Source organism: Cupriavidus sp. Met-2 (assembly GCF_049843575.1).
GTDB classification, from domain to species: Bacteria; Pseudomonadota; Gammaproteobacteria; order Burkholderiales; family Burkholderiaceae; genus Cupriavidus; species Cupriavidus metallidurans.
Genome location: NZ_JBBHZL010000001.1, coordinates 862,541 through 887,612 on the forward strand (window position 1 = coordinate 862,541; position 25,072 = coordinate 887,612).

A 25,072-nucleotide genomic window follows, 5' to 3' on the forward strand; every position below is an offset into this window, starting at 1 on the left:
AACGAGGTATCAGGGAATGCGTGCATCAGGGAAAGCAGTGACGAAGTGGGGAAGACGAGGCGCCTTTTGGGCGCTGATGGCGCTGGGCTCGCTCTGGCTGGCGGGATGCGCCACCACGGTGACCACCGAGGTCACCGCGTTCCGGCAGGCCGGATGGCAGAACGATGCGCCGCGTACCTACGCGTTCGAACACACGTCGCAGCAGGAAGAGCAACTTGAGCGCCAGACCTTCGAGCAGTGGCTGGCAGACACCTTGTCCGGACTTGGCTTCGAGCAGCGCCCGGCGGGCCAGGCACGCTATCTGGTGACGATGGACTACGACGCCGCGCCCGGGATTGCCCAGGTGGCGGAGACCGTCTACCCCGACCCCTGGTACGGACCTTGGGGGCCGTACTGGGGCCCTTATGGCGGGTATCGACCCTATGGCCCCTGGGGATGGGGCCCCGGCTACTGGCCGCCCCAGACCGTGATACGCGACGTGCCCGTGACCTATTCGAACGTGCGCGTCTATTTCAAGGATGCAGCCAGCGGCAAGCGCGTCTACCAGGTCACTGCCACCAATACGACCGAGAGTGGTAATCCGGCGGCGGTGATGCCCTACATGATCCGCAGCGCGTTTGCGGACTTCCCGGCCGAGAGCGGGCGGCCGCGTCGCGTGACGCTGGAGGTCGACAAGGACAAGAAGTAGCACGGCGCCGCGCAATATCCTTTCGCCGGCGGGGGCGAAAGGTATTGGCTACCGTACGGTAAAAGGAGTTTTGCGTCCGGTGGCGGCAAAATCTTCCAATCGGGCGTGCCAAAGCCCTGCCGCCGCGTGGCGGCTGGGCTAGAATGGCTCCTCGATTTTTTCCCGCCTTTACCCGGACGAGCAGAGAATGAGCAGCAAGACCACCGGTGATGCACCGCAACATGCCCCCAATAGTCCCGAAGCGCAACTGCGCCTGGCTGCGCTGGAATACCACCGCAGCCCGACCAAGGGCAAGATCCAGGTAACGGCCACCAAGGCCCTGTCCAATCAGCGTGACCTGTCGCTGGCCTACTCCCCGGGCGTGGCCTACGCCTGCGAAGAAATCCACAAGGACCCCGCGATGGCCGCCGAGTACACCTCGCGCGCCAACCTCGTGGCCGTGGTGACCAACGGTACCGCCGTGTTGGGCCTGGGCGACATCGGTCCGCTGGCCGGCAAGCCCGTGATGGAAGGCAAGGGCTGCCTGTTCAAGAAATTCGCCGGCATCGACGTGTTCGACATCGAACTCGATGCACGCGACCCGGACAAGATCGTCGAGATCGTAGCGGCGCTGGAGCCGACGCTTGGTGGCGTGAACCTCGAGGACATCAAGGCTCCCGAGTGCTTCTACATCGAGCAGAAGCTGCGCGAGCGCATGAACATCCCCGTCTTCCACGACGATCAGCACGGCACGGCGATCATCTCGACCGCGGCGCTGCTGAACGGCCTGAAGGTGGTAGGCAAGGACATCGCGAAGGTCAAGCTGGCCGTCTCGGGCGCGGGCGCCGCCGCAATCGCGTGCCTGGATACGATGGTCAGCCTGGGCGTGAACCGCGAGAACATCTACGTGGTCGACTCGAAGGGCGTGATCTTCCAGGGCCGCGACGCGAACATGGAGGCCAACAAGGCTCGCTACGCGCAGGACACGTCGGCCCGCACGCTGGCCGACATCGTCAAGGATGCGGACGTGTTCCTGGGTTGCTCGACCGCGGGCGTGCTGACCGGTGACATGGTCAAGACCATGGCCGACCGTCCGATCATCCTGGCGCTGGCCAACCCGGAGCCGGAAATCCGCCCGGAAGTGGCCAAGGCCGCGCGTCCGGACTGCATCATCGCCACGGGCCGTTCGGACTATCCGAACCAGGTCAACAACGTGCTCTGCTTCCCGTACATCTTCCGCGGCGCGCTCGATTGCGGCGCCACGAAGATCACCGAAGCGATGAAGCTGGCCTGCGTGAAGGCGATCGCCGAGCTGGCCGAAGCCGAACTGAACGATGCCGTGGCCGCAGCCTACGGTGGTCGTGAACTGAAGTTCGGCCCGGACTACATCATCCCGACGCCGTTCGACCAGCGCCTGATCGAGAAGATTGCACCGGCCGTTGCCAAGGCCGCCGAGGAATCCGGCGTGGCCACGCGCCCGATCAAGGACCTTGAAGCCTACCGCCAGCAACTGACCAGCTACGTGTACCACACCGGCATGATCATGAAGCCGGTGTTCACGGCCGCCAAGGCCGCGCCGAAACGCGTCGCCTACGCAGAGGGCGAAGAAGAGCGTGTGCTGCGTGCGGTGCAGGGTGTGGTGGACGAAGGTCTGGCCCGCCCGATCCTGATCGGTCGCCCGCACGTGATCCAGATGCGTATCGACAAGGCGGGCCTGCGTCTGCGCCCGGGCGTCGATTTCGAACTGATCAACCCCGAGGATGATCCGCGTTATCGCGCCTATCACGAGGAGTACCACGCGCTGCGCGGTCGCGACGGCGTGACGCCGGACATGGCCAAGGTGGCGCTGCGTCGTTCGAATACGCTGATCGGCACGATGCTGATGCACATGGGTGATGCCGATGCACTGTTGTGCGGCACGGTGGGCCGGTTCGAGGCGCATCTGGAACACGTGCGCGACGTGATCGGCCTGGCGCCGGGCGCCAAGGTGTTCGCGGCCATGAACGCGCTGATGCTCGAAAAGTACACGCTGTTTATCACGGACACGTTCGTCAATGATGATCCGAGCGCCGAGGAACTGGCTGCCATTACGCAGCTTGCGGCCGAGGAAATCGCACGCTTCGGCCTGCACCCGAAGGTGGCGATGATGTCGCACTCGATGTTCGGTTCGTCGAACCGCCCGTCGGCGCGCAAGATGCGCGACGCGGCCGAGATCCTGGCCCGCGTGGCACCGCAGCTCGAAGTGGAAGGCGAGATGCAGGGCGATGCGGCACTGGTCGAAGACGTGCGCCGTCATTTCCTGCCGGGCACCAAGCTGGCCGGCAGCGCCAATCTGCTGGTGATGCCGACGCTGGACGCCGCCAACATCGCGTTCAATCTGCTCAAGATCACGGGCGGCCAGGGCGTGACGGTGGGTCCGATCCTGCTGGGCGCAGCCAAGCCGGTGCACATCCTGAATCCGCAGGCGACCACGCGCCGTATCGTCAACATGACGGCCGTGGCCGTGGCGGAGTGCAACGCCACCCGCTGATGTTCACGATCTGAATATCTGCCGGAAGCAAAAAGAAACAGGGCCGCGAAAGCGGCCCTGTTTCATTGTCGGTGCGCTGGCACGTCTGCCGGAGTGTCAGCGCGTCGGCGGGTCAGTACGCACGGGTCGTGCCCTGTCTTGCCTACTACTCTCTACTGCAGCACGTTGTACTGCTCCCGCATCACCACGATGATCGAACGGGCCGCGGCCATCTGCTGTGCCAGATCGGTGAAGGTCTCCTGGCGAAAATCCACCTCGGCGCTCCAGTTGCAACCCGTATGGTCCGGCTGATGCACGCGCATTGCGTGCAACTCAACCTCGCCGCACTCCGGATTGTTGTCCAGGCACTGGCTCAGGATGGCCATCAGTTCCGACCGGGATTTCACATAGCGCCGCATGCGTCACCTCATTCGTTCCTGTTTACGTGGCCCAGCACAGAGGCCGGGAAACTAATCTAGGCAGCGGACGAAGGGCTTGCCAATTGAATCCGCCTATGGAGCAGTGGCTTCCCATCCTGCTTTGATTGCGCCTTGTTGCAATGCGGCGCAGCATTGTGACGCCTGTGTCATGGGGGCACGCAACAAAAAAGCCCGCCGGAGGCGGGCTTTACAACCATTGATCCGGCGGAATTTTCCGGGATCAGAAGCGGTGGCGAACGCCGACACCGAAGGTGTCGCCGTGCTCGACGCCCGACACCTTGTCGTAGTAGTAGGCACCGTAGACGTCGGTGCGCTTCGACAGGTTGTAGTCGTAGGCGACGGCGAACGTATTGCGCTTGATGCCAGCAACTTCGTTCAGCACGCGGCCGTAGGTGTACGACGCCAGGATATTGCCTGCGCCAACCGGCACCGCGACGCCGGCCTGGCCGTCGATGTGCTTGATGTCGCCGCCATTGGTGCTCGTGTTGAAGTTGGTCTTGATGTACTGGCCTTGCAGGAAGGCCTTGACGATCTTGAAGTCGTACGTCACGCCAGCCTGGACGGCGGACTGCTTGTCGAGGCCCGCGAGATTGGCATTCTGCGGGTCAAACGGAGCAACGTCGAACTTGACCTGCTGGAATGCCAGCGTCGCCGCGAAGTTGCCGGAGAAGTAGGTCAGGTTGCCGCCCCACTTGTTCTTGCCGTTGTTACCGGGCGATTCGCCAAAGCCGTAGATGAAGTTCGCGGTCAGGCCACCGAAGTTCGGCGTCGAGTACAGCAGCGAGTTGTTCCAGCCCGAATCGCCCAGGATGCCCGGATCGGACACGCCGCCAACGTTTTGAGGCGTCGGGAAGTACGTGTGGAAGATCATCGGGCTGAACGTGTACGAGTCGACCAGCGGGTTGAACAGGATCGTCGACACGAAGTACGGCGTCGTGTTGCGGCCGATCTTCAGCGTGCCGTAGGTTTCGTTCGTCAGGCCGACGAAGGCATTGCGGCTGAACATCGAGTCGCCGGTGAAGCGGCCCATGCTACCGGTGTCGGGGCGGAAGAAGCCGTTCAGGTCGAAGATGGCCTTCGTGCCCATGCCCAGGTCCTCGGTACCCTTGATGCCCCAGTACGAGGTTTGCATGCCACCCGAGTTGACTACGTAGGCGCGGTCGCCCGAGCCCGGATTCTTGACGCCTCCGATGAAAGCATCGGCCATGCCGTACAGCGTCACGCTGGACTGGGCCATGGCCGCGCCGGAGAAAAGGGTGGCTGCGATCGCCGCCAGCTTGAGAGCCGGCTTGTACTGCTTCTTCATGTTTAAGACCTCCGTGGTTGTAATGCTGCTCAGAACGCTTGCCTGTGTGCTGGAACCTGCTGGGTTCTCTCTAGTTCCGTGCCTGGGCGGCGCGCTGGAATCGGCGCCGCCTGGCACGTTCTTGTCTCACAGTGATGCTCGATCTGCTGCTGAACGCTCCTGATTTCTCTCTCTTTTTTCGATGTGCTTTTTTTGGTCAGGCGGATACTAAGTCGTTCAGACGGAACTGCGCAATCCGATGAATCTGGTTGATGCAAGTTTGCAACTCGACCTCCGGGGCGTTTTCCAGGCGCCTTGCAAAAGCGTCGATGATGCCGTGCCGGTCATAGCCGCGGACCGCGAGGATGAACGGGAAGCCGAACTTCCGGTTGTAGGCTTCGTTCAGTCCCTGCAGGCGCTGGAATTCCTCGGGCGTGCACTGATCGAGTCCGGCGCCAGCCTGCTCGCGCGTGGATTCCGCCGTCAGTTCGCCGCGCACCGCGGCCTTGCCCGCCAGTTCCGGGTGAGCGCGCACGAGCTTGAGTTGCGCTTCCTGGCCCGCGGCATCCACGGCGCCGCGCAGGGCCGACGCCAGTTCCGCCGTATTGGCGAAGGGGCGCTTGCGCGCCGCCGTTTCGGCGAACCAGGGGGAGTGTTCGTAGATGCCGCCGAGGACCGCGATGAATTCGGCCTCGGGCATCGTGTTGAGTTGGGCGATCGTGTAGGTGGTCTGGCTCATGCGTGGCTCCGATAGGGGTGGGTTTCAATCCAGTGGCGGGCGATATCGACACGCCTGCAGATCCACACCTTGTCGTGAGACTGCACGTAATCCAGGAATCGCTGCAGCGCGCGGAAACGTCCCGGGCGGCCCAGCAAGCGGCAATGCATGCCGATCGACAGCATCTTCGGGCGGTCCTGGCCCTGCGGATCGCCTTCGGCGTAGAGCACGTCGAAGGCATCCTTCAGATACTGGAAGAACTGCTCGCCCGTGTTGAAGCCCTGGGGCGTGGCGAAGCGCATGTCGTTGGTGTCGAGTGTGTACGGCACCACCAGATGGGGCTTCTTCTGGCCACCCGTGATTTCCACATCGGTCCAGAAGGGCAGGTCGTCGCCGTAGTAGTCGGCGTCATAGAGCAGCCCGCCGTGCTCGACCACCAGCCGGCGCGTGTTGGGGCTGTCGCGGCCGGTGTACCAGCCCAGCGGCATCTCGCCGGTCAGCTCCTTGATGATCTCCATGCCGATGCGCATGTGCTCGCGCTCGATGGCTTCGTCGATGCCCTGGTAGTGAATCCAGCGGTAGCCGTGGCAGGCGATCTCGTGACCGAGTTCGACGAACGCGCGGGTCAGTTCCGGATGGCGCTGCAGCGCCATCGACACGCCGAAGACCGTCAGCGGCAGCTTGCGTTGCTCGAACTCGCGCAGCAGGCGCCAGACGCCGGCGCGCGAGCCGTATTCGTAGATGCCCTCCATGCTCATGTGTCGCGCCGGATAGGCGGCGGCACCAACGATCTCGGACAGGAACTGCTCGGATGCCGCGTCGCCGTGCAGCACGCAGTTCTCACCGCCTTCCTCGTAATTGAGCACGAACTGCAGCGCGATGCGCGCGCCGCCCGGCCAGCGGGCGTGCGGTGGCTGCGCGCCGTAGCCAATGAGATCGCGTGGATAGTTATCGTGTGTCATCTCTTTATTTCTGCTTCAGGAGAAACTGCCCGTCCTGCGGGAGCCATGCATCGAAGCGACCGGACTTACGCAAGGCGTATGCCAGAAACGCTCCCGTAGGGCTTGGCAATCTGACGTCGACCGGTATCGATTGTCGGCGTCGGATTGTCGCTATTGATTGTTGTAGTTGAATTGTTCGGAATCACTCCGTGCCGTGCGAGTTCGCGGCGGCATTGCGCATGGCTTCCTCGGCCGACTGGATACCGTTGAAGAACAGGTTCAGCGCTACGGCGACGATGGTGCCCAGCACGATGCCGCTGTGGGTGAATGGGTCGGTCCACTTGGGCAGGTACTGGAACAGCGTCGGCGACAGCGTCGGGATCATGCCGAAGCCGATCGAGATCGCAACGATGAAGAGGTTGTGGCGGTTGCGATTGAAATCACACGAACCGAGGATGCGGATGCCGGTGGCGGCCACCATGCCGAACATCACGATACCTGCGCCACCCAGCACGAACTGCGGCACCGAGGCCACCACGTGGGCCATCTTCGGGAACAGGCCGAACGCGATCAGGATCAAGCCACCCGCCGCGGCGACGTAGCGCGAGCGCACGCCGGTCACCGTGACCAGGCCAACGTTCTGCGAGAACGACGTGTACGGGAAGGTGTTGAAGATACCGCCGATCACGGTGCCCAGGCCGTCTGCGCGCAGGCCGGCGGTCAGGTCGTCACGGCTGAGCTTGCGGCCGGTGATGTCGGACAGGGCCAGGAACATGCCAGTCGACTCTACCAGCGTGATCAGCATCACGATGCACATCGAGAGGATGGCGGTGAGTTCGAACTTCGGGATGCCGAAATGCAGTGGGGTGATCACGGCGACGTAGCTGGCTTCGTTGAGGCCTTCGAACGAGACCTTGCCCAATGCCATCGCCACCAGCGTGCCGATGATGATGCCGAGCAGCACCGCGCAGTTGGCCACCAGGCCACGACCGTATTTGCTCAGCAGCAGGATGACGGCGAGCACCAGGCCCGCGATGGCCAGGTTGCTGAGGTCACCGTAAGCGAGGTTGGGCACTTCCTTTGCCACGCCGTCGATCACGGCGCGCGTGGTCGGCTGCCCGCCACCGGCCCAGTTGATACCCACCCGCATCAGCGACACGCCAATCAGCGTGATCACCGTGCCGGTTACCACGGGCGGGAACAGTCCCAGCATCCGGCCCATCATCGGCGCGATCAATATGCCGAAGATACCGGACGCGATTACCGCGCCGTAGATGCCGAGCAGCCCGACGTTGGGATCGTTGCCGATGGCGATCATCGGCGCCACCGACGCGAACGTGACACCCATCATCACCGGCATGCGGATGCCGAATTTCCAGAAGCCGAAGGCCTGGATCAGCGTGGCCAGGCCAGCCGCGAACAGGTCGGCGTTGATCAGGAACGCGAGTTGATCCTTGGGAAGCTTGAGCGCACCGCCGACGATCAGCGGAACCGCAACCGTGCCGGCATACATCACCAGCACGTGCTGCAGGCCCAGGGCAAGCAATCGCCCGGAGGGCAACCGCTCGTTTGTGAGATCCGTGGGGACCGTGGTGCTTGCGGAATTCATGGGTGTGTCTCCTCTCCTTTGGATTTGGATGGGAACGCGCGCCGGGTTTTTGTCCTGGCCATTCGCCGGTGTCTCTTTTTGGTGGACTTCCGTCGATGACTCTTGTCCGGTCTCGTGCCTGGCCTCTAGTTGGGCGTCTTTCGGCAGATGAGACCGCTGGTTCTAGATCGGCAACAGGGGGTGGCTGTTGCCCGGCGGCGGGAACATTGCGCTAGGTGGAGCGGCCCAGCACACTGCGAAGATCGAAGTTGCCGGGCTCATCCGGCTGAACGCGTTCCGCGCAGGCGCCAAGGTGGTGCGCCATGCGCGTCTGGGCCAGGGCGGCGTCGCCCTGTTCCAGTGCATCGAGGATTTCGTCGTGCTCGTCGAACGAGCAGGCGTTGTGGCCCGGCGACTCCACGCTGGCAATCATCAGCGTGGTGCGCGACACCAGTCGGCGCATCATCGTCACGAGCAACTGGTTGCCGGACAGTTCGGCCAGCGCGGTGTGGAACTCGGCCGAGAGGCGGATCCAGCGTGGGCGCTCGTGCGTCAGGAAGGCCTGGCGCTCGTCATTGACCATCTTGCGCAGCGGGGCGATCACGGTGCGCACGTTGGGCAGGGAGGCGAGCTTATCGAGCACGGCGCGCTCCAGCATCTGGCGCAGTTCGAACATGTCGTGCGCCTCGTCCGTGGACGGGCTGGCGATGAACGCGCCGCGATTCGGCTCCAGATCGACCATGCCGTCGGCGGCCAGGCGCGACAGCACCTTGCGTACCGTATGACGGGCCGTGGCATAGATCTCGCAAAGCGAATGCTCGGTCAGCTTGGTCCGGGGAGGCAGCCGGTGCTCCATGATCGCGTCATAGATCTCGTGATACATGCGCTCCTCGACGGAGCCCTTGCGGGCCGGTTTGTTGTCGGTGAGCGCCGGCAGGGCGTCGGCCGCGGCAATAAGCTTGAGATTCTTGGACATCCTGGTCACTCGCAATGCAAGGTGGCGATGGTCGGCGATCGTAGCGAGTGGTTATCAAACCGACATCACGCGCCTTGATACCGATCATGCGGCCGTGCAGATCTAAAAATTGTTGACAATTATTTGGATATGCAAGCACCATTGTCAACAAAACCGCCTCAGGTTTTCGACAACTACGGGTATATACCGAGTTGTCATCAGGATGGCGCGGGCGCATTGTCGCCTCGCACCAATCCAGCGCCGGGATGCGTTGAAACACGTACCGAGCGGGCACCATTCCTCAAAATGGTGCTAGTGAAGGCAGCGGCGCCCCTCACAACCCACACCCCAAAGGAAGAACAGGATGGGACGCTTGACCACTCACGTTCTCGACACGGCAGCCGGGACGCCTGGCGCCGCAATGTCGATCACTCTCCATAAAATTGTCGACAATCGTCGTGAGACCCTGAAGAAGGTCACGACGAATCACGATGGCCGTTGCGACCAGCCGCTGCTGGAAGGCGCCGACCTCGTAGCGGGCGTCTACGAACTCGAGTTCGGCGCCGGCGACTATTTCCGTGCCCAGGGCGTCAAACTGCCCGAACCGGCATTCCTGGATGTGGTGACGCTGCGCTTCGGCATTGCCGATACCGCCGCGCACTACCACGTGCCGCTGCTGGTGTCGCCGTGGTCGTACTCGACCTACCGCGGCAGCTGATCAAGGCGGACGGGAATAAAGGAGACAAGTCATGGAAGGCTATATTCTCGACTGGGCCAATTTGCTCTTGCGTTGGCTCCACGTGATCACAGCGATTGCCTGGATCGGTTCGTCGTTCTACTTCGTCTGGCTGGACAACAGCCTGACGCGCCCCACGGCCAGCGACCTCAAGGACAAGGGTGTCGACGGTGAACTCTGGGCCGTGCACGGCGGTGGCTTCTACAACCCGCAGAAGTACCTGACCGCGCCGAAGAGCCTGCCGGAGAACCTGCACTGGTTCTACTGGGAGTCGTATTCGACGTGGATGAGCGGCTTTGCGCTGCTGGTGGTGCTGTATCTGTTCAACGCGAGCACGTTCCTGATCGACAAGAATGTGTACGACATGTCGCCCGGCGCCGCCGTTGGCTTTGCCGTGTCATACCTCGTGCTTGGCTGGGTGGTCTACGACTCGATCTGCCGTATCTTCGGCAAGAGCGACCGTACCGTAGGCATTCTGGTGGCGGTCTATGTGGCAGTCGCCGCGTTCGTGGCGTGCCATATCTTCTCGGGCCGCGCGGCATTCCTGCTGACCGGTGCGATGATCGCGACGATCATGAGTGCCAACGTGCTGTTCTGGATCATCCCGGGCCAGCGCAAGGTGGTGGCGTCGCTGAAGGCCGGCCAGCCGGTGGATCCGATCCACGGCAAGCGCGGCAAGCAGCGTAGCGTGCACAACACGTACTTCACGTTGCCGGTGCTGTTCGCAATGCTGTCGAACCACTACAGCATGACGTACGCGGCCAAGAACAACTGGCTCGTGCTGATCATGGTGATGCTGGCCGGCGTGCTGATTCGCCAGTTCTTCATCCTGAAGCACAAGGGCAAGATCAACTTCGCATGGCCGACCGCCGGCGTGGCCTGCCTGGGCGTAGTGGCATTCATGATCGCGCCGCAGCCGCGTCCGCAAGTTGCCAGCAATGCTGCCGGTGACGCCGCCAATGCCGTGAGCTTTGTGAAGGTTCAGGAAATCATCAACACGCGTTGCGTGCAGTGCCACGCCGAGCAGCCGAAGATGATGCCGACCGCTGCCAAGGGGATCAAGCTGGACTCCGCCGATGGCATCAAGGCGCACGCTCAGCTGATCTATCAACAGGCCGTGCAGCAGAAGGCAATGCCGCTGGGCAACGTCACGCAGATCACGGACGATGAGCGCGCGCTGCTTGGCCAATGGTTCGAAGGCGGCGCGAAAACCACCAACTGATTTTTTGACCGAGCATCGGTGATCGACGGTCCGGAGGCTGTGCAGTCTGCAGCTGGCTGTTCCGGACCGGCGAGGGTTTGAGCGGGGCTTAGGCCCCGTTTTTTTATTTCTGGATCTGAATTGCTGCTCCCCACTCCCGCTGAGCGGACGAAGGGAGTCAGGATTCTCAGCCGCCGACGTTGAACAGCGCCAACAGACCCAGCACCAGGAAGATCGCAGCGGCGATCTTGTGCACCAGGGCGATTGGCATCTTATTGGCGAAACGGTCGCCCAGCAGGACGGCCGGGGCATTGGCGAGCATCATGCCGAACGTCGTGCCGGCCACCACTGCAATCACTTCGCCATGGAAGCGTGCGGCTAGCGCCACGGTGGCGATCTGCGTCTTGTCGCCCATCTCGGCGAAGAAGAACGCGATGATCGTGGTGCCCAGGATGCCGAGCGCACCCTTGACGGGTTTGGCTTCCTCGGCGTCGTCGAGCTTGTCCGGAATCAGCATCCAGCCGGCCATCGCAATGAACCCGAGGCCAAGAATCCAGCGCAGCAGGTCTACGCCGACCATGCCCGTGATCCAGCCGCCGAGCGCGCCGGCAAAGCCGTGATTGACCAGCGTTGCGATCAGGATGCCCAGAATGATGGGAATTGGCTTGCGGTAGCGCGCAGCCAGGACGAGCGACAGCAACTGCGTCTTGTCGCCCATTTCAGCGAGCGCGACGATGCCTGTGGAGACGAGGAACGATTCCATTTTTTGTCGTTTGAATAACCGGGCCGCAAATGCATCGCGAGATGCCAATGACGCACACCTTTCCCGGCCCGGCCAGAAGGGTGAGGTCATCGGTCTCGCCAGGCACTGGACACAAGGTCCTGGGCTGCGCACGCCATAACCGCCTGCCATGTCGGCATTTGGTCAAGTCTGTTGACGTACGCCCCTGTCTTCCGGGTGCCGCATTGCGCGGCGCGGTGAGATCAGGGCGGCTACTCCCCAATGGAAGGTCGCATTTTAGCGAGACTGGCGACCGAAGTCCACCCGTCTCGCTGTTTCTGTCAATTCAAGGGAATGTCGCTAACGCCGCCATTCCCGATGTGCTCAGACCGGAGTCGGAGCGTTTTCGCTGGTTTGGCGACCGCGAAAATCCGTCCAGCACAGCGCCTTGAAGTCGTAGAGCTTGCAGCGGTGGGCTGTATGGAAATACCAGCGCCACGAGAACTTCTCGATGATGATGCGACCCGGCAGTGCGTGCTCGAGCAGCGCCTGGGCGCGCTTGAGCTGGTACAGCGGGATGCTCATGTCCACGTGGTGGGCCGTGTGCTCCATGATGTGATGCAGGGCCGCGCCGATGCCGAAGTTAAAGCGCAGATGCACGGTCGTCGACACGAAAGGCTGGGCCTTCGCCCACATGGCCTTGGTGTCGTACCACGCCACGCTGGTATGCGTATGGTGGACGTACAGCACGAAGCCAACGGTGGCGTTCCAGATCAGGAAGGGCAGCACGAAGCCGGTGCCGACCAGCAGCAGCGGGGATTGCCCGGTGGCCACGGCCAGCCATACCAGCGCGCCGATCCAGACTGCGCCGAAAGCTCCCACGAGCGCGCAGTCCCACATGAAGATCGGGCGACGCGTCGCCATCTGGCGCTTGCTGGGGAAGAACAGCTTGAACCACCAGATCTCGATCAGGTAGTAAAGGCCGGCGCCAAGGCCGTTGCGGTAGATGCGCTCCAGAATCCGGCGGCTGCGCGGCAGCGCGCGGAATTCCTCGAGCGAGTAGGGCGCCCAGACGAAGTCGAAGCCCTTCAGGTTCGTGTAACCATGATGGACGACGTTATGGCCGACTTCCCAGAGGCTGTAAGGCGTGAGCGACGGCAGGAACGTGAGCCGGCCCAGCCACTTGTTCAGGCCACGACGGTCGGTCAGGCTCTGGTGGCAGGCATCGTGCCCAATGATGAACAGGCGCGCGATGATCAGTCCGGCCAGCACGCCGAGCCCAACCTTGGCCCACCAGGGTGATGCCAGGACCACACCGGCCAGTACGGCAGCGAACAGCGCGTAATCGAACGCGAACAGAAGCAGCGCGCGCGCGGTGCTGCGGCCGCCGAGGGGAATCAGCCAGCTGCGGATCGTCTTGCGATTCGGAAATGGGGCCTCGAAGGCGATTGGCTCCGGCAGGGGAGTGTTCTTGGCCGGGCGTTTGGGGCGGTTCGTGCCGTGATTCGGCGCTTGCGAGATCGCGTCGGCGTCGGCCGGCGAGAGGGTGTCAGATGGGGCAGTCATCAAAGGTCTGGCGAGTCGGTATGCATGTGCGTCTGCCCGGATGGGCGGACTTTATATGCGTGACAGGCTAGAAGGCTTTGATGACCGTTGTGTTGATTATGGTCAATGCTCCGCGAGGGCGGATTCGCATTGAGACCAAAAAAGCACATCGACGGACCATGTTTGGGTGGAATCGGCCGATCCACACAAACATGCCCCGCCTAAGTCCGATCAGGCGGCGACCGGGCTAGTGGCTTCGCCCATGATGTAGACGTTCTCGATGACCCGGTCGTCGCCAAGCATCGCGAACGCGAACAACTGCTCTTCAAGCGTTTCCGAGCGGCTGCTGCGGCGGGAAATCAGCGGGGTGGCGTCCGGGTCCAGCACGACGAAGTCGGCCTCGCAGCCCACTTCGAAGCTGCCGATCCGGTCCTGCCAGCCGAGCGCCTCCGCAGCGGCGCGCGTGGCCAGGTAGAACATGCGTAGTGCCGTCAGGTGGTAGCCGCCCATCCGCGCCACCTTGTGCGCCGCGTTCATGGTGCGGAACATCGAGAACGACGTGCCGCCGCCAACGTCCGTCGCCAGCGTGACGTTCAGGCGATTCGCATCCGACTGGTGGAAGTCGTAGAAGCCGCTGCCCAGGAACAGGTTCGACGTGGGGCAGTGAGCCACGGCCGCGCCGCTGTCGGCCAGACGGCGGCGGTCATCCTCGTCGAGGTAGATCGCGTGGCCGTAGAACGCGCCCGGGCGCAGGAGCTTGTAGCGGTCGTACACGTCCAGGTAGCTGCGCGCATCGGGGAACAGCTCGGCCACCCATTTCACCTCGTCGCGGTTTTCCGCCACGTGGGTCTGGATGAAGACGTCGCTGTGGGCCTTCGCCAACTCGCCGCAGGCTTCCAATTGAGCCTCGGTGGAAGTCGGTGCGAAACGCGGCGTGATCGCGTAGGCCAGGCGATCGACGTTGTGCCATTTCGAGATCAGGTCGGCCGATTCACGCGCGCCGCTCTCGGCTGTATCGCGCAGGAAGTCCGGGCAGTTGCGATCCATCAGCACCTTGCCGGTGATCATCCGCATGTGGCGTTGCTGGCTGGCGGCGAACAGTGCGTCGGCCGATGCCGCGTGCACGGTGCTCCAGACCATTGCGGTGGTCGTGCCGTTGCGCAGCAGTTCGTCGGTGAAGAAATCGGCGACGGCCCGTGCATAGGCGGGGTCGCTGAAGCGGCGCTCCTCGGGGAACGTGTAGGTGTCCAGCCAGTGCAGCAGGCCCGGCGACGGCGACGCGATGATGTCGGTCTGCGGGTAGTGGATGTGCGTGTCGATGAACCCGGGCACGATCAGCTTGCCGCGATGGTCGACGACTTCGGCGCCTTGCGGGATATCGCGTGACAGGTCCGCGTAATTGCCGACTGCGGCGATGCGGCCGGCCTTCACGATCATGAGGCCGTCTTCCCAATACTGATAGGCGTCGTCGTGAAACTGCGGGTCACGCAGGAAGTGCAGGATACGGCCGCGGATTGCGCGGGTCACGGCGTTGTCGGCGCCAGATGCAGGGGAAGTCGTCGTCATCTTCATGTCTTCGGGGCGGCCGGTGCCTCGCCCGTTCGGTATTGCAACGGGCGAAGCATCCAGCGTTCTTGGAATGCGCCCGGTCAGGTCGTGGTTGTCACGTTGGCCGTCGCGGGCGGGGATGCGGGCGTGGCCGACCAGAAGTGGTCGACTTCAGCCAGGAATTCGGCCTTCTGCACGTCCGGCAGGAAGGCCGCTTCAAAACTGTTGCGCGCGAGCTTGTGGGCATCGGCCGCATCGAGCGGGAGTGCGTCGAACGATGCCTCCCAGTTCGCATTCATATAGCCGCCAAAATAGGCGGGGTCGTCCGAATGGAGCGTCACGGCCACACCGGCGTCGAGCAGACGCTTCATCGGGTGATCGCGCAGGTCGGGGTGGACCATCAGCTTCTGGTTCGACAGCGGGCAAACAGTCAGCGCCACGCGTTCACGTGCCAGGCGCTGCACCAGCGCCTCGTCCTCGATCGCGCGCACGCCGTGGTCGATCCGCTCGACCTTGAGGATGTCCAGTGCATCGGTCACGTACTGTGGCGGGCCTTCCTCGCCAGCGTGCGCCACCAGATGCAGGCCGAGTTCCTTCGCGCGGGCAAACACGCGCGCGAACTTCTCGGGCGGGTTGCCGCGTTCCGAAGAATCCAGTCCCACGCCGACAAAGCGGTCGCGATAGGGCAGTGCCGCCTCCAGCGTGGCCAGCGCATCCTCCTCAGACAGGTGGCGCAGGAAGCAGAGGATCATGCTGCTCGAAAAATCGTACTCGGTGCGTGCCTGAGCCAGTGCGTCGGCGATGCCGTCGATCACCGTGCCCATCGGCACACCACGCGCGGTGTGGGTCTGCGGGTCGAAGAAGATCTCGGCATGGCGGACGTTGTCGGCGGCGGCGCGCTTGACGTAGTCCATCGTCATGTCGAAGAAATCTTCTTCGGTCAGCAGCACGCTGGCGCCGGCGTAGTAGATGTCCAGAAACGATTGCAGGTCCGTGAAGGCGTACGCGGCGCGTAGCGCTTCCACGTCCGGATAGGCCAGCTTGACGTTGTTGCGCTGGGCCAGCCTGAAGATGCGCTCGGGTTCGAGCGTGCCTTCGATATGCACGTGCAGTTCGGCCTTGGGGGTACGGCGGATCTTGTCCGCCAGCGCGGCATCGATGGTCATGGGGCCTCTTGTCTTATGGCGGCAGCCGGATCACGGCTGCCCAGTTACGGATGCACCGCCTCCCGCCGGCTGGCGGCCAGCGCGGCTGCGCGCTGGTCGCGGACCTGGAGCAGTTGGGCGACGATGGCTACCGCAATCATAGCCGGTGCCTTGTCCGTGATGCCGGAGACCCCCATGGGACATGTCATTTCCGGAAAGCGCGCGGCGTCGATGCCGTGCTCGGCCATCCGGTGTTCGAACTTCGCGCGCTTGGTCTTCGAGCCGATCAGGCCGAAGTAAGCGAAATCGGTGCGGCGGAAGATCCGCTCGCAGAGGGTCTGGTCGAGCGCATGGCTGTGCGTCATGACCAGGAAATAGCTGCCTGCCGGGGCCTGGTCGACCACGGCTTCTGCCGTATCGGTCGCTTCGGCCTCGACGTTCTCGGGCAGGCCGGCTGGGAAGAGTGTGTCGCGTTCGTCGACCCAGTGCACGCGGCAGGGCAGCGTGGCCAGCACTTTGACCAGCGCGTGGCCGACATGCCCTGCGCCAAACAGCACGACGTGCATGTCGTTCGGCACCAGCGTGTCGATCCAGCTGTCGTCGGCAAGCTGCACCGACGGCAACAGGTCGCGGCTGGCTTCCGTGCGAACCGCTCCGGTCACCGGTACATGCCGCGCGAGTGCCTTGCCGGTCGCGAAGGCCGATTCCACCGCGTCGAGCCAGGCCAGATCGTCATGGGTCAGTACTTCAAACGCCAGGCGCACGACGCCGCCGCAGCATTGACCCAATGCGGGCCCAAGCGGAATACGCTCGATGCGGCGCTGCTCCCCGTTTTCGCCCTTTGCGATCATCTCTCGGGCGATGTCCATGCCGCGCCACTCCAGGTGGCCGCCGCCGATCGTGCCAACAAGGTCGTCGGCCGTCACCAGCATGCGGATGCCCGCCTCGCGCGGCGCGGAACCCTTGACTTCGACGATGGTGACCATCGCCACGGGCACGCCGGCGCGCACCCAGCGGGTGGCGTCGGCGAAGCGGAACGGTTTGAGGGGGGCGTCCTGCATGATCGGTCCTGGTATTGCGTCAGGCGGAAACCACGGCGGCCTGCACGGCCTCCACGGCGTCGAGGATCGCTTCGCTGGTGGCGGGCGCGCGCAGCGGCGGGTTGACCTTGTAGTCGCCCACCGCAGCAATCGCATCGCGGATCGCGAAGAACACCGAGAACGGCAGCAGTAGCGGTGGCTCGCCAACGGCCTTCGAGCGATGGATGCTGTCCTCGACGTTTCGGTTCTGGAACAGCCGCACGTTGAACTCTTCAGGGCAGTCGTTGATCGTCGGAATCTTGTAGGTCGAGGGCGCGTGCGTCATCAGCTTGCCGTTCTGGTTCCACCACAGTTCCTCTGTGGTCAGCCAGCCCATGCCCTGGATGAACGCGCCTTCCACCTGGCCGATATCGATGGCCGGGTTCAGCGACTTGCCGGCGTCGTGCAATGCATCGGCACGCAGCAGCTTCCATTCGCCGGTGAGCGTATCGACCAGCACTTCCGAGCACGCTGCGCCGTAGGCGTAGTAATAGAACGGGCGGCCCTGCAGCGCCTTCTGGTCCCAGTGCAGCTTGGGCGTGGTGTAAAAACCATCGGACCACAGCTGCACGCGGGCCACGTAGGCTTCGCGGGCCAGATCACCGAACGACTGGCGCAGCTCGCCAGCCACCACGAGGTCGTCGCCGAAGCGCACGTCTTCGACGGGCACGCCGGCCTTGCGGGCGGCGAACGCGGCCAGCCGCTCGCGGATCTGGCGGGCGGCGTCCTGCGCGGCCTTGCCGTTCAGGTCGGCGCCGGTCGATGCGGCGGTTGCGGACGTGTTGGCTACCTTGCTGGTGTCCGTAGCGGTCACGCGCACACGTTCCATGCGGATGCCGAGTTCGTGCGCCACGACCATCGCCACCTTGGTGTTCAGGCCCTGGCCCATTTCCGTGCCACCGTGGTTCACGAGCACCGAACCGTCGTTGTAGACGTGCACGAGCGCGCCGGCCTGGTTGTAGTGGGCCACGTTGAACGAGATGCCGAACTTGACCGGCGTGATGGCGATCCCTTTCTTGAGGATCGGGCTGGTCTCGTTGAACGCGCGCGTGGCGGCGCGGCGGGCCTTGTATTCGCTCGACGCCACGAGTTCGTCGATCAGCTCGTGGATGACGTTGTCTTCGACGGTCTGGCCATACGGCGTGACGTTGTTGTCCGTCTTGCCGTAGAAGTTGGCGCGGCGCACGTCGAGCGAATCCTTGCCCACGTTGCGCGCGATGTTGTCGAGGATGTACTCCACGGCGAACGCGCCTTGCGGGCCACCGAAGCCGCGGAACGCGGTGTTGCTCTGCGTGTTGGTCTTGCCGCAGTAGCCGTCGATCTGCACGTTCGGCAGCCAGTAGGCATTGTCGAAGTGACAGATCGCGCGCGTCATGACCGGACCCGACAGGTCGGCCGAGAAGCCCGCGCGAGACACCATCTCCACGCGCACGCCTTCGATGCGGCCGGCGTCATCGTGGCCGACATCGAAGTCGAACACGAAGTCGTGACGCTTGCCTGTGATCATCATGTCGTCGTCGCGGTCCGGGCGCAGCTTGACCGGACACAGCAGCTTCCACGCGGCCAGCGACGCGCAGCAGGCGAACATGGCTGATTGCGATTCCTTGCCGCCGAAGCCACCGCCCATGCGGCGGCACTCCACCAGCACCTGATGCGCGTGCCAGCCGAGCATGTGGGCCACGTGATGCTGCATTTCGGTCGGGTGTTGCGTCGAACACCAGACGTGCATGCCGTCATTCTCGCGCGGCACGGCGTAGGCGATCTGGCCTTCCAGATAGAACTGCTCCTGACCGCCCAGGTGGATCTTGCCGGCGTCGCGGTGGATGGCCGCGTCGATGTGGCGGGCAGGTTCGCCGCGCTTCAGGTGCATCGGCGGCAGCACATAGCTGCCTGCGGCGTGCGCGGCCTCGGGCGACAGCACGGGGGGCAGGTCTTCGTACTCGATGTCGGCCAGACGGGCGGCGCGGCGTGCCGCGTCATGCGACGTCGCTACCACGATGAAGATCGGCTGACCGATGAACTGAACGACGTCTTTCACCAGGATCGGGTCGTCATGGATGATCGGGCCGCATTCGTTGGCGCCAGGAATGTCGTCGACGGTCAGCACCGACACTACGCCGGGCGCCTTGCGCACGCGTTCGAGACCGACCGACTTCAGGCGCGCATGGGCGCGCGCGCTCATGCCGAGCGCGGCGTGCAGCGTGCCGGCCAGCTCGGGAATGTCGTCGGTATAGGTGGCGGTGCCTGCCACGTGCAGGTGGGCCGATTCATGCGGGCGCGAGATGCCCACTTGCGGCGCCGATTCGGCGGCGACGCTGGCGTCGAGCAGGAAAGGTTCGGTTTGCTTGTTCATGCAGGCTCTCCTCAGGCGCTCACGGTTTCACCGGCGCCGATGGCGCGGACGTTGACCATGGCGGCGGGCAACGCGCTGTCGCGTGTCTCCAGCCAGAAGCGATAGAGCAGGTTGGCGGCGCCCCGGCTGCGATAGTCGGCAGTGGCGCGCATATCGGTCAGTGGCGTGTAGTCCTGGCCCAGCGCCGCCATGCCGGCGCGCGCGGTGGCCTCGTTCCAGGGCTTGCCGGTCAGCGCATCCTCTGCCAGCACGGCCCGCTTCGGGGTGGCGGCCATGCCGCCGAAGGCGATGCATGCCGCCGTGACTATGCCGTTCTCGACCGTGATGCCAAACGCGGCGCACACGGCGGAGATATCCTCGTCAAAGCGCTTGGACAGCTTGTACGTGCGGAAATGCTGCGGCCCTTGCACCGGCACGCGCAGTCCGGCGACGAATTCGCCTTCGACCATGGCCGTCTTCTGGTAGGCCAGGTACAGGTCCTCGAGCGGCATCACGCGGCGGACGTCGCCACGTTGCAGCACGACTTGCGTGCCCAGGGCAATCAGCGCCGGCATCGAGTCACCGATCGGCGAGCCGTTGGCAATGTTGCCGCCCAGCGTGCCGGCATTGCGGATCGGCAGGGAAGCAAAGCGCTTCCACAGTTCCTCGAGCTCCGGATGGGCGGTGTTCAGCGCGGCATAGGCTTTTTCCAGCGTCACGGCGGCGCCGATTTCGATGAAGCCGTCGCGCTCGGCGATCTGGTTCAGATCTCCCACCTGGCCGACGTAGAGCAGGTTGCCCAGTTCGCGGAACTGCTTGGTTACCCACAGGCCGACGTCCGTGCTGCCGGCCAGGATGCGGATGTTCGGCTCGGCGGCCTTGATCGCGCCGAATTCGGCGGCCGTGCGCGGGGCGTAGAAATGCTGGCCGCGCGCGTTGTAGTGGAACGTCTCGCCGCGCTTCAGGCTGCGCAGCGTGTCGGCGATCTGGCGGGGGTCGATGCGGTCGGCCTGCGGCGCGGGCAGGGCCATCATGCGCTGGCCGGCGTCGACGATCGGGCGATAGCCGGTGCAGCGGCAAAGGTTGCCGGTCAGGGCGTCGCAGATGGTCTGGCGCGGGGGCGGCTCGCCACCCGGGGCGTGCTGCTGGTACAGCGCCCACAGCGACATCACGAAGCCGGGGGTGCAGAAACCGCATTGCGAACCGTGGCACTCGACCATGGCTTCCTGCACGGGGTGCAGCGCACCATCTGCCTGACGCAGGTCTTCGACCGTGATCAGGGCCTTGCCGTCGAGCGTGGGCAGGAACTGGATGCAGGCGTTGACGGCCTTGAACTCGACGTCGCCGCTGTCCTGCAACTCGCCGATCACGACGGTGCAGGCACCGCAGTCGCCTTCGGCGCAGCCTTCCTTGGTGCCGGTGCAGCGGACATCTTCGCGCAGGTACTGCAGCAGGGTGCGCGTCACGGGGGCGTCGGATACTTCCTGGACCTGGCCGCGGTGGTAGAAGCGGATGGTTTGCGTCTCCATGATCTTCTCTCTTTCGGGGATGGCGGAAACATAGCACTGGCCCTTTGACGCAATATTCGGCCCATGTGATATGCCCCATCAACGCGCGCATCCGGCGGCGGCCCGGCCGGAGCCGCGCCAGTCCACGGGCCGTCTGGCGGCGATCTACGGGTCTTCCCGTAGATCGTCCGGACGGTGTGCCGGATTTGACCGTTTCGGGGGTGGCTGTCTTACACTATGCGCCGTTCCCATCCCCCACGCCACCCACGCCAAGCCATATGGCGGGCTGGCACCTGCCATGCACGGACGCGACCATCTCGATACATATCTACTGCGGGTGCTTCACACACTGCTGACTGAGCAGAGCGTGACACGTACCGCCGTGCGCCTCGGCCAGTCGCAGCCCGCCATCAGCAACACGCTCAAGCGGCTGCGCGAGATCACCGGGGACGCCATTCTGGTGCGCGGCAAGAGCGGCATGGTGCCCACCGAGCGCGGCCGCGAACTGCTGCTGCTGGCCGAGCAGAGTCTGGCCGCGATGGATCGCATCGCCCGCCCCCCGCAGCAGTTCGATCCCGCCACCACCACGCGGACGTTCCACCTTGGGGCGCCCGACTATCTTGACGCGTTCTTCCTGCCGAATATCGTCGAGCGCGTGCGGCGGCTTGCGCCGGGCGCGAAGCTGTTCGTCCACCCGATGACGCAGTCGACCGACTTTCTGGATGCGCTGGAGCAGGGCCATCTCGATATCGTGGTCGGCAACTGGCTGTCGCCGCCCGAGCATCTGCATATCTCGCCGCTGTTCGATGACGAGGTCGTCTGTATGCTCGGCGCGCAGCACCCGCTGGCGCGTCACGGGCTGACGCTGCGCCACTACCTGGAAATGCCGCATCTGGCGCCGGCGCCGTATGCGTCGATGCAGCGCAGCATGATCGACCAGGCGCTGGCGGAGCAGGGCTACAAGCGGAATATCCAGGTCACGCTGCCGTACTTCGGGCTGGTGCCCTACGTGCTGATGAAGACGGACATGGTGTTCACCACGGGCCGGCAGTTTGCCGCGCATTACGCGCAGTACCTGCCGATCCGCATGGTGCCGTCACCGGTGCAGTTCCCGCGCATGCGTTTCTACCAGCTCTGGCACGAGCGTTGCCATGCGGCGCCGGACGTGATGTGGATGCGGCGGATGATTGCCGAGGTCGCGACGGATCTGCCACAGCTTCCACGGCTGGAGGCCACCGGGGCGGGCTGAGTCCGGCGCCCCCGTGGTTATGCCGGGACTTCCGCGCCGTCCCGGCTTCGGTTGCGTCGCCTGGTTACTTTGCCTTGTAGTCGGGGAAGAAGAGTTGTTCGCCCTCGACCTTGTAGCTGGCAATCGCGTCCTGGCCTTCCTTCGACGTGACCCATTCGACGAACTTCATCGCGTCGGCGTAGTTGATGCCGGGGTGCTTGGCCGGATTCACGGCGATCACGCCGTACGGATTGAACATCTGCGGGTCGCCCTGTAGCACGATGGCCAGGCCGGTCTTCGCTCGATAGGCGCCGTAGGTGGCCCGGTCGGACAGCGTGTAGCCCGGGAGCTGGGCGGCCATCGTCAGCACTTCGCCCATGCCGAGCCCGGCGCTGACGTACCACGGCTGGCCCTTGGGCTCGATGCCAGCCTTCTTCCAGTAGTCCTTCTCCATCACGTCGGTGCCGGAATTGTCGCCGCGCGAGATGAACTTGCTGCCGCTACCAGCCAGCCTCTTGAATCCGGCGATGACGTCCTTCCCGCCCTTCAGGTTGGCCGGATCGTTCGCGGGGCCGACGACGATGAAGTCGTTGTACATCACGTCCCGACGGTTGACGCCATAGCCGGCCGCGACGAATTCGTCTTCCATCTTGCGTGCGTGCACCAGCAGCACGTCCACGTCGCCCATCTCGCCCATCTTCATGGCCTTGCCCGAGCCGACGGCGATCACCTTCATGTTGATGCCGGTTTTCTGCTCGAACTTCGGCAGCAGGTACTTGAGCAGCCCGGAATTCTCGGTGCTCGTGGTCGTGGCCATTTTCAGGTCGGCGGCATTCGCTGTGCCATATGCTGTGGAGAGCACAACGAATGCCAGCGCGGCCGTGATGGCGGGTGAGGTGCGAAGCCGGCGGATCGGGTGGGGAAGACGGCGATCAGACATGTGCAATTCCTTCTCTTATGTTTTTGGAAACACAATTGCCATAGCGACGATGCTTCATGGAGAATGCGCGAATCGTCGTGGAAACCGAGGCACACGATTGTCGATGAGCCTGTAGACCTCGTAAATATGCAAGGCGAAACATATGACCTTCCGCTTTGACCTGTTCCCGGTCATTGCCGCCGATGACAACCCCCGCGCCAACGGCAAGGTGTTCCAGCTACTCAAGGCCGTGCGTGAAACGGGGTCGCTCCATCGGGCGGCGCAGGAAATCGGACTTTCCTATCGTCATGCCTGGGGTGTGATGCGCACTTGGGAGGAGATGCTCGGCCGCTCGATGCTCGACATGGAGCGCGGGCGTGGCGCATCGCTGACGCGCTTCGGCGAACGGTTGCTACGGGCCGAACTGCGACTGCGCGAGACGATCGATCCGGCCGTGCAGAAGGCCATGGCGGATTTCCTGACCGATCTCGATGAGGCCGCGCGGCCTCAGACCGTGCTGCATTTCTCCGGCAGCCACGACCCGGCCGTGGAAACGCTGGCCGCCGCGCTCAGGGAAACGCCGGCGCCACTGCAACTCGATACCGTGTTCTGCGGCAGCGTGGAAGGGCTGGTCTGCCTGCAGGAGCGGCAGTCGGAACTGGCTGGTTTTTATGTCTCGCCGATCCAGATCGCTGGTTCGGTGGCGCATGTGACACTGCGCAAGTGGCTGCGGCCGGCCACGGTGCGGCTGGTGCGGCTGGCGTGGCGCGAGCAGGGCCTGATCGTGGCGCCGGACATGGCGCGCGAGATCCGCGACCTGCGCGATCTGGCTCGCACCGGCGCGCGCTTTATCAACCGCCAGCGGAGTTCGGGCACGCGGATGCTGTTTGATCAATTGCTGGCCACGCAGGGGTTGTATCCAGACCAGATTTCCGGGTACGACGATCCCGAGTTCAGCAATGAGAAGGTCGCCGAAGCAGTGCATTCGGGCCGCGCGCAGGTCGCCTTCGGCCTGCGCATGAACGCTGAAGCGCACGGCCTGGCATTCGTCCCGCTAACCCGCGAGGCCTACTATCTGGCGCTGCGCAAGAACGACCAGACCGCGCCGTGGGTGACCGCGCTGCTGTCGCTGCTTGCCGACCCGGCCTTCGCGCGGCGCATCGAGCAACTTCCGGGATACACGGCGGCGGAACCGGCTGGCATCCTGACGCCGCAGCAGGCGTTGCCCTGGTACGGTCCCGACGGCAAGGAAGGGGCTTGAGCCGGGCCTGAGAGGCGCCTGGGCGCAGGCGTATTACACTCTTCGCAAGTCCGCAGCGACAAATAGCGATAAACCGCGACAAACGCGAGGAGTGCAATGCTGGAAACCGCCGCGCTGGCCGCAGGCATGTCCTGGGCCAGCGGCATTCGTCTCTATCTGGCCGTGCTGACGGCAGGTGTACTGGCCCGTCTGGGCTGGCTCGACCTGCCGCCAGGCCTGCACGTGCTCGAGTCCTGGTGGGTGATCGGCATTGCCGGCGCGATGGCTGCGGCCGAGTTCGTCGCGGACAAGGTGCCGGGCTTCGACACGGTCTGGGATGGCATCCAGACCTTCATCCGCATTCCCGCCGGGGCGATCCTGGCCGCCGCCGCATTCGGCCAGCTCGATCCCCAATGGATGGTGGCGGCCGGCCTGATCGGCGGCACGCTTGCCGGCACCGCCCACGCGACGAAAGCGGGCACGCGGGCATTGATCAATGTGTCGCCCGAACCATTTTCGAACTGGGTGGCCTCATTCACCGAAGACATCACCACGGCCGGCGGGCTGCTGCTGGCGTTCTTCCTGCCCGTGGTATTCCTGATCCTGCTGGTCCTGTTCCTGATCACTGCCGCATGGCTGCTGCCGAAGCTGTGGCGTGGCGTGCGGCGTCTGCACGCCGGGCTGCGCGGCAACGCTGACAACCAGCGCCCCTAGCGCCCCTAGCGTCCCTAGCGCACCGATACACCGATAGATAACCTGAACCGATC

General features: G+C 64.1%; 21 protein-coding genes and 1 riboswitch. Of the genes, 7 read left to right on the forward strand and 14 right to left on the reverse strand.

The window, feature by feature from the left end:
* Positions 1 to 76: 76 nt before the first annotated feature.
* Positions 77 to 688 (forward strand): DUF4136 domain-containing protein, encoded by a 612-nt coding sequence (locus tag WD006_RS04090; RefSeq protein ID WP_029308267.1) that lies wholly within the window; start codon positions 77 to 79, stop codon positions 686 to 688.
* Positions 689 to 875: 187 nt separating this feature from the next.
* On the forward strand, positions 876 to 3,197 hold the full coding sequence (locus tag WD006_RS04095; protein WP_011515705.1) for an NADP-dependent malic enzyme: 2,322 nt from the start codon (positions 876 to 878) through the stop codon (positions 3,195 to 3,197).
* 152 nt (positions 3,198 to 3,349) lie between these two features.
* Here the strand turns inward: WD006_RS04095 and WD006_RS04100 are convergent, their stop codons facing one another.
* The 6 genes from WD006_RS04100 to WD006_RS04125 all read right to left on the reverse strand — a co-directional run bounded on the left by WD006_RS04100 (position 3,350) and on the right by WD006_RS04125 (position 9,124).
* Positions 3,350 to 3,595: a hypothetical protein gene (locus WD006_RS04100; RefSeq protein ID WP_011515706.1), complete on the reverse strand. Its 246-nt coding sequence runs from the start codon at positions 3,593 to 3,595 to the stop codon at positions 3,350 to 3,352.
* A 241-nt stretch (positions 3,596 to 3,836) separates the two neighbouring features.
* Positions 3,837 to 4,922 carry a porin gene (locus tag WD006_RS04105; protein ID WP_011515707.1) on the reverse strand — a complete coding sequence of 362 codons (1,086 nt, stop codon included), beginning with the start codon at positions 4,920 to 4,922 and terminating at the stop codon, positions 3,837 to 3,839.
* A gap of 196 nt (positions 4,923 to 5,118) precedes the next feature.
* Positions 5,119 to 5,640 (reverse strand): 2-oxo-4-hydroxy-4-carboxy-5-ureidoimidazoline decarboxylase, encoded by a 522-nt coding sequence (gene uraD, locus WD006_RS04110; protein WP_011515708.1) that lies wholly within the window; start codon positions 5,638 to 5,640, stop codon positions 5,119 to 5,121.
* Complete coding sequence (gene puuE, locus WD006_RS04115; RefSeq protein WP_008649761.1) at positions 5,637 to 6,581, reverse strand: allantoinase PuuE; 945 nt, start codon at positions 6,579 to 6,581, stop codon at positions 5,637 to 5,639. The genes uraD and puuE overlap by 4 nt, the downstream gene beginning before the upstream one ends.
* Positions 6,582 to 6,762: 181 nt before the next feature.
* The gene (locus WD006_RS04120) at positions 6,763 to 8,169 is read right to left on the reverse strand and encodes a nucleobase:cation symporter-2 family protein (RefSeq protein WP_011515709.1); all 1,407 of its coding nucleotides are present in this window, start codon (positions 8,167 to 8,169) and stop codon (positions 6,763 to 6,765) included.
* 211 nt (positions 8,170 to 8,380) lie between these two features.
* The gene (locus WD006_RS04125; RefSeq protein WP_011515710.1) at positions 8,381 to 9,124 is read right to left on the reverse strand and encodes a GntR family transcriptional regulator; all 744 of its coding nucleotides are present in this window, start codon (positions 9,122 to 9,124) and stop codon (positions 8,381 to 8,383) included.
* A 343-nt stretch (positions 9,125 to 9,467) separates the two neighbouring features.
* Between WD006_RS04125 and uraH the strand changes: the two genes are divergently transcribed.
* A complete protein-coding gene (uraH, locus tag WD006_RS04130) occupies positions 9,468 to 9,821 on the forward strand; it encodes a hydroxyisourate hydrolase (protein WP_011515711.1) in 354 nt (117 codons plus the stop codon).
* 31 nt (positions 9,822 to 9,852) lie between these two features.
* Positions 9,853 to 11,061, forward strand: coding sequence for a urate hydroxylase PuuD (locus tag WD006_RS04135; protein ID WP_011515712.1), 1,209 nt, complete (start codon positions 9,853 to 9,855; stop codon positions 11,059 to 11,061).
* Positions 11,062 to 11,227: 166 nt separating this feature from the next.
* On the opposite strand, the gene WD006_RS04140 is transcribed toward WD006_RS04135, so the two are convergent.
* The 7 genes from WD006_RS04140 to xdhA all read right to left on the reverse strand — a co-directional run bounded on the left by WD006_RS04140 (position 11,228) and on the right by xdhA (position 20,939).
* Positions 11,228 to 11,803, reverse strand: coding sequence for a TMEM165/GDT1 family protein (locus tag WD006_RS04140; RefSeq protein ID WP_017512374.1), 576 nt, complete (start codon positions 11,801 to 11,803; stop codon positions 11,228 to 11,230).
* A gap of 28 nt (positions 11,804 to 11,831) precedes the next feature.
* A riboswitch (yybP-ykoY riboswitch) is annotated at positions 11,832 to 12,054 on the reverse strand.
* Between the two features lie 91 nt (positions 12,055 to 12,145).
* The gene (locus WD006_RS04145) at positions 12,146 to 13,327 is read right to left on the reverse strand and encodes a fatty acid desaturase (RefSeq protein WP_029308266.1); all 1,182 of its coding nucleotides are present in this window, start codon (positions 13,325 to 13,327) and stop codon (positions 12,146 to 12,148) included.
* Between the two features lie 210 nt (positions 13,328 to 13,537).
* On the reverse strand, positions 13,538 to 14,872 hold the full coding sequence (guaD, locus tag WD006_RS04150) for a guanine deaminase (protein ID WP_029308265.1): 1,335 nt from the start codon (positions 14,870 to 14,872) through the stop codon (positions 13,538 to 13,540).
* Positions 14,873 to 14,955: 83 nt separating this feature from the next.
* Positions 14,956 to 16,020: an adenosine deaminase gene (locus WD006_RS04155; RefSeq protein ID WP_011515716.1), complete on the reverse strand. Its 1,065-nt coding sequence runs from the start codon at positions 16,018 to 16,020 to the stop codon at positions 14,956 to 14,958.
* A gap of 44 nt (positions 16,021 to 16,064) precedes the next feature.
* Positions 16,065 to 17,060, reverse strand: coding sequence for a xanthine dehydrogenase accessory protein XdhC (gene xdhC / locus WD006_RS04160; protein ID WP_029308264.1), 996 nt, complete (start codon positions 17,058 to 17,060; stop codon positions 16,065 to 16,067).
* A gap of 19 nt (positions 17,061 to 17,079) precedes the next feature.
* Complete coding sequence (gene xdhB / locus WD006_RS04165; protein WP_011515718.1) at positions 17,080 to 19,431, reverse strand: xanthine dehydrogenase molybdopterin binding subunit; 2,352 nt, start codon at positions 19,429 to 19,431, stop codon at positions 17,080 to 17,082.
* Positions 19,432 to 19,442: 11 nt separating this feature from the next.
* Positions 19,443 to 20,939, reverse strand: a complete 1,497-nt coding sequence (gene xdhA / locus WD006_RS04170) for a xanthine dehydrogenase small subunit (RefSeq protein ID WP_029308263.1) — start codon at positions 20,937 to 20,939, stop codon at positions 19,443 to 19,445.
* Between the two features lie 277 nt (positions 20,940 to 21,216).
* On the opposite strand from xdhA, the gene WD006_RS04175 reads away from it, so the two are divergent.
* The gene (locus WD006_RS04175) at positions 21,217 to 22,167 is read left to right on the forward strand and encodes a LysR substrate-binding domain-containing protein (RefSeq protein WP_011515720.1); all 951 of its coding nucleotides are present in this window, start codon (positions 21,217 to 21,219) and stop codon (positions 22,165 to 22,167) included.
* 64 nt (positions 22,168 to 22,231) lie between these two features.
* Here WD006_RS04175 and WD006_RS04180 read toward each other — a convergent pair whose 3' ends face one another.
* Entirely contained in the window at positions 22,232 to 23,086 is an 855-nt protein-coding gene (locus WD006_RS04180) for an extracellular solute-binding protein (RefSeq protein WP_011515721.1), read from the reverse strand.
* A gap of 142 nt (positions 23,087 to 23,228) precedes the next feature.
* Between WD006_RS04180 and WD006_RS04185 the strand changes: the two genes are divergently transcribed.
* Together WD006_RS04185 and WD006_RS04190 are read left to right on the forward strand one after the other, a co-directional pair.
* Positions 23,229 to 24,326, forward strand: a complete 1,098-nt coding sequence (locus WD006_RS04185) for a substrate-binding domain-containing protein (protein ID WP_011515722.1) — start codon at positions 23,229 to 23,231, stop codon at positions 24,324 to 24,326.
* Positions 24,327 to 24,422: 96 nt separating this feature from the next.
* A complete protein-coding gene (locus tag WD006_RS04190; protein ID WP_011515723.1) occupies positions 24,423 to 25,019 on the forward strand; it encodes a DUF4126 domain-containing protein in 597 nt (198 codons plus the stop codon).
* Positions 25,020 to 25,072 lie beyond the last annotated feature (53 nt).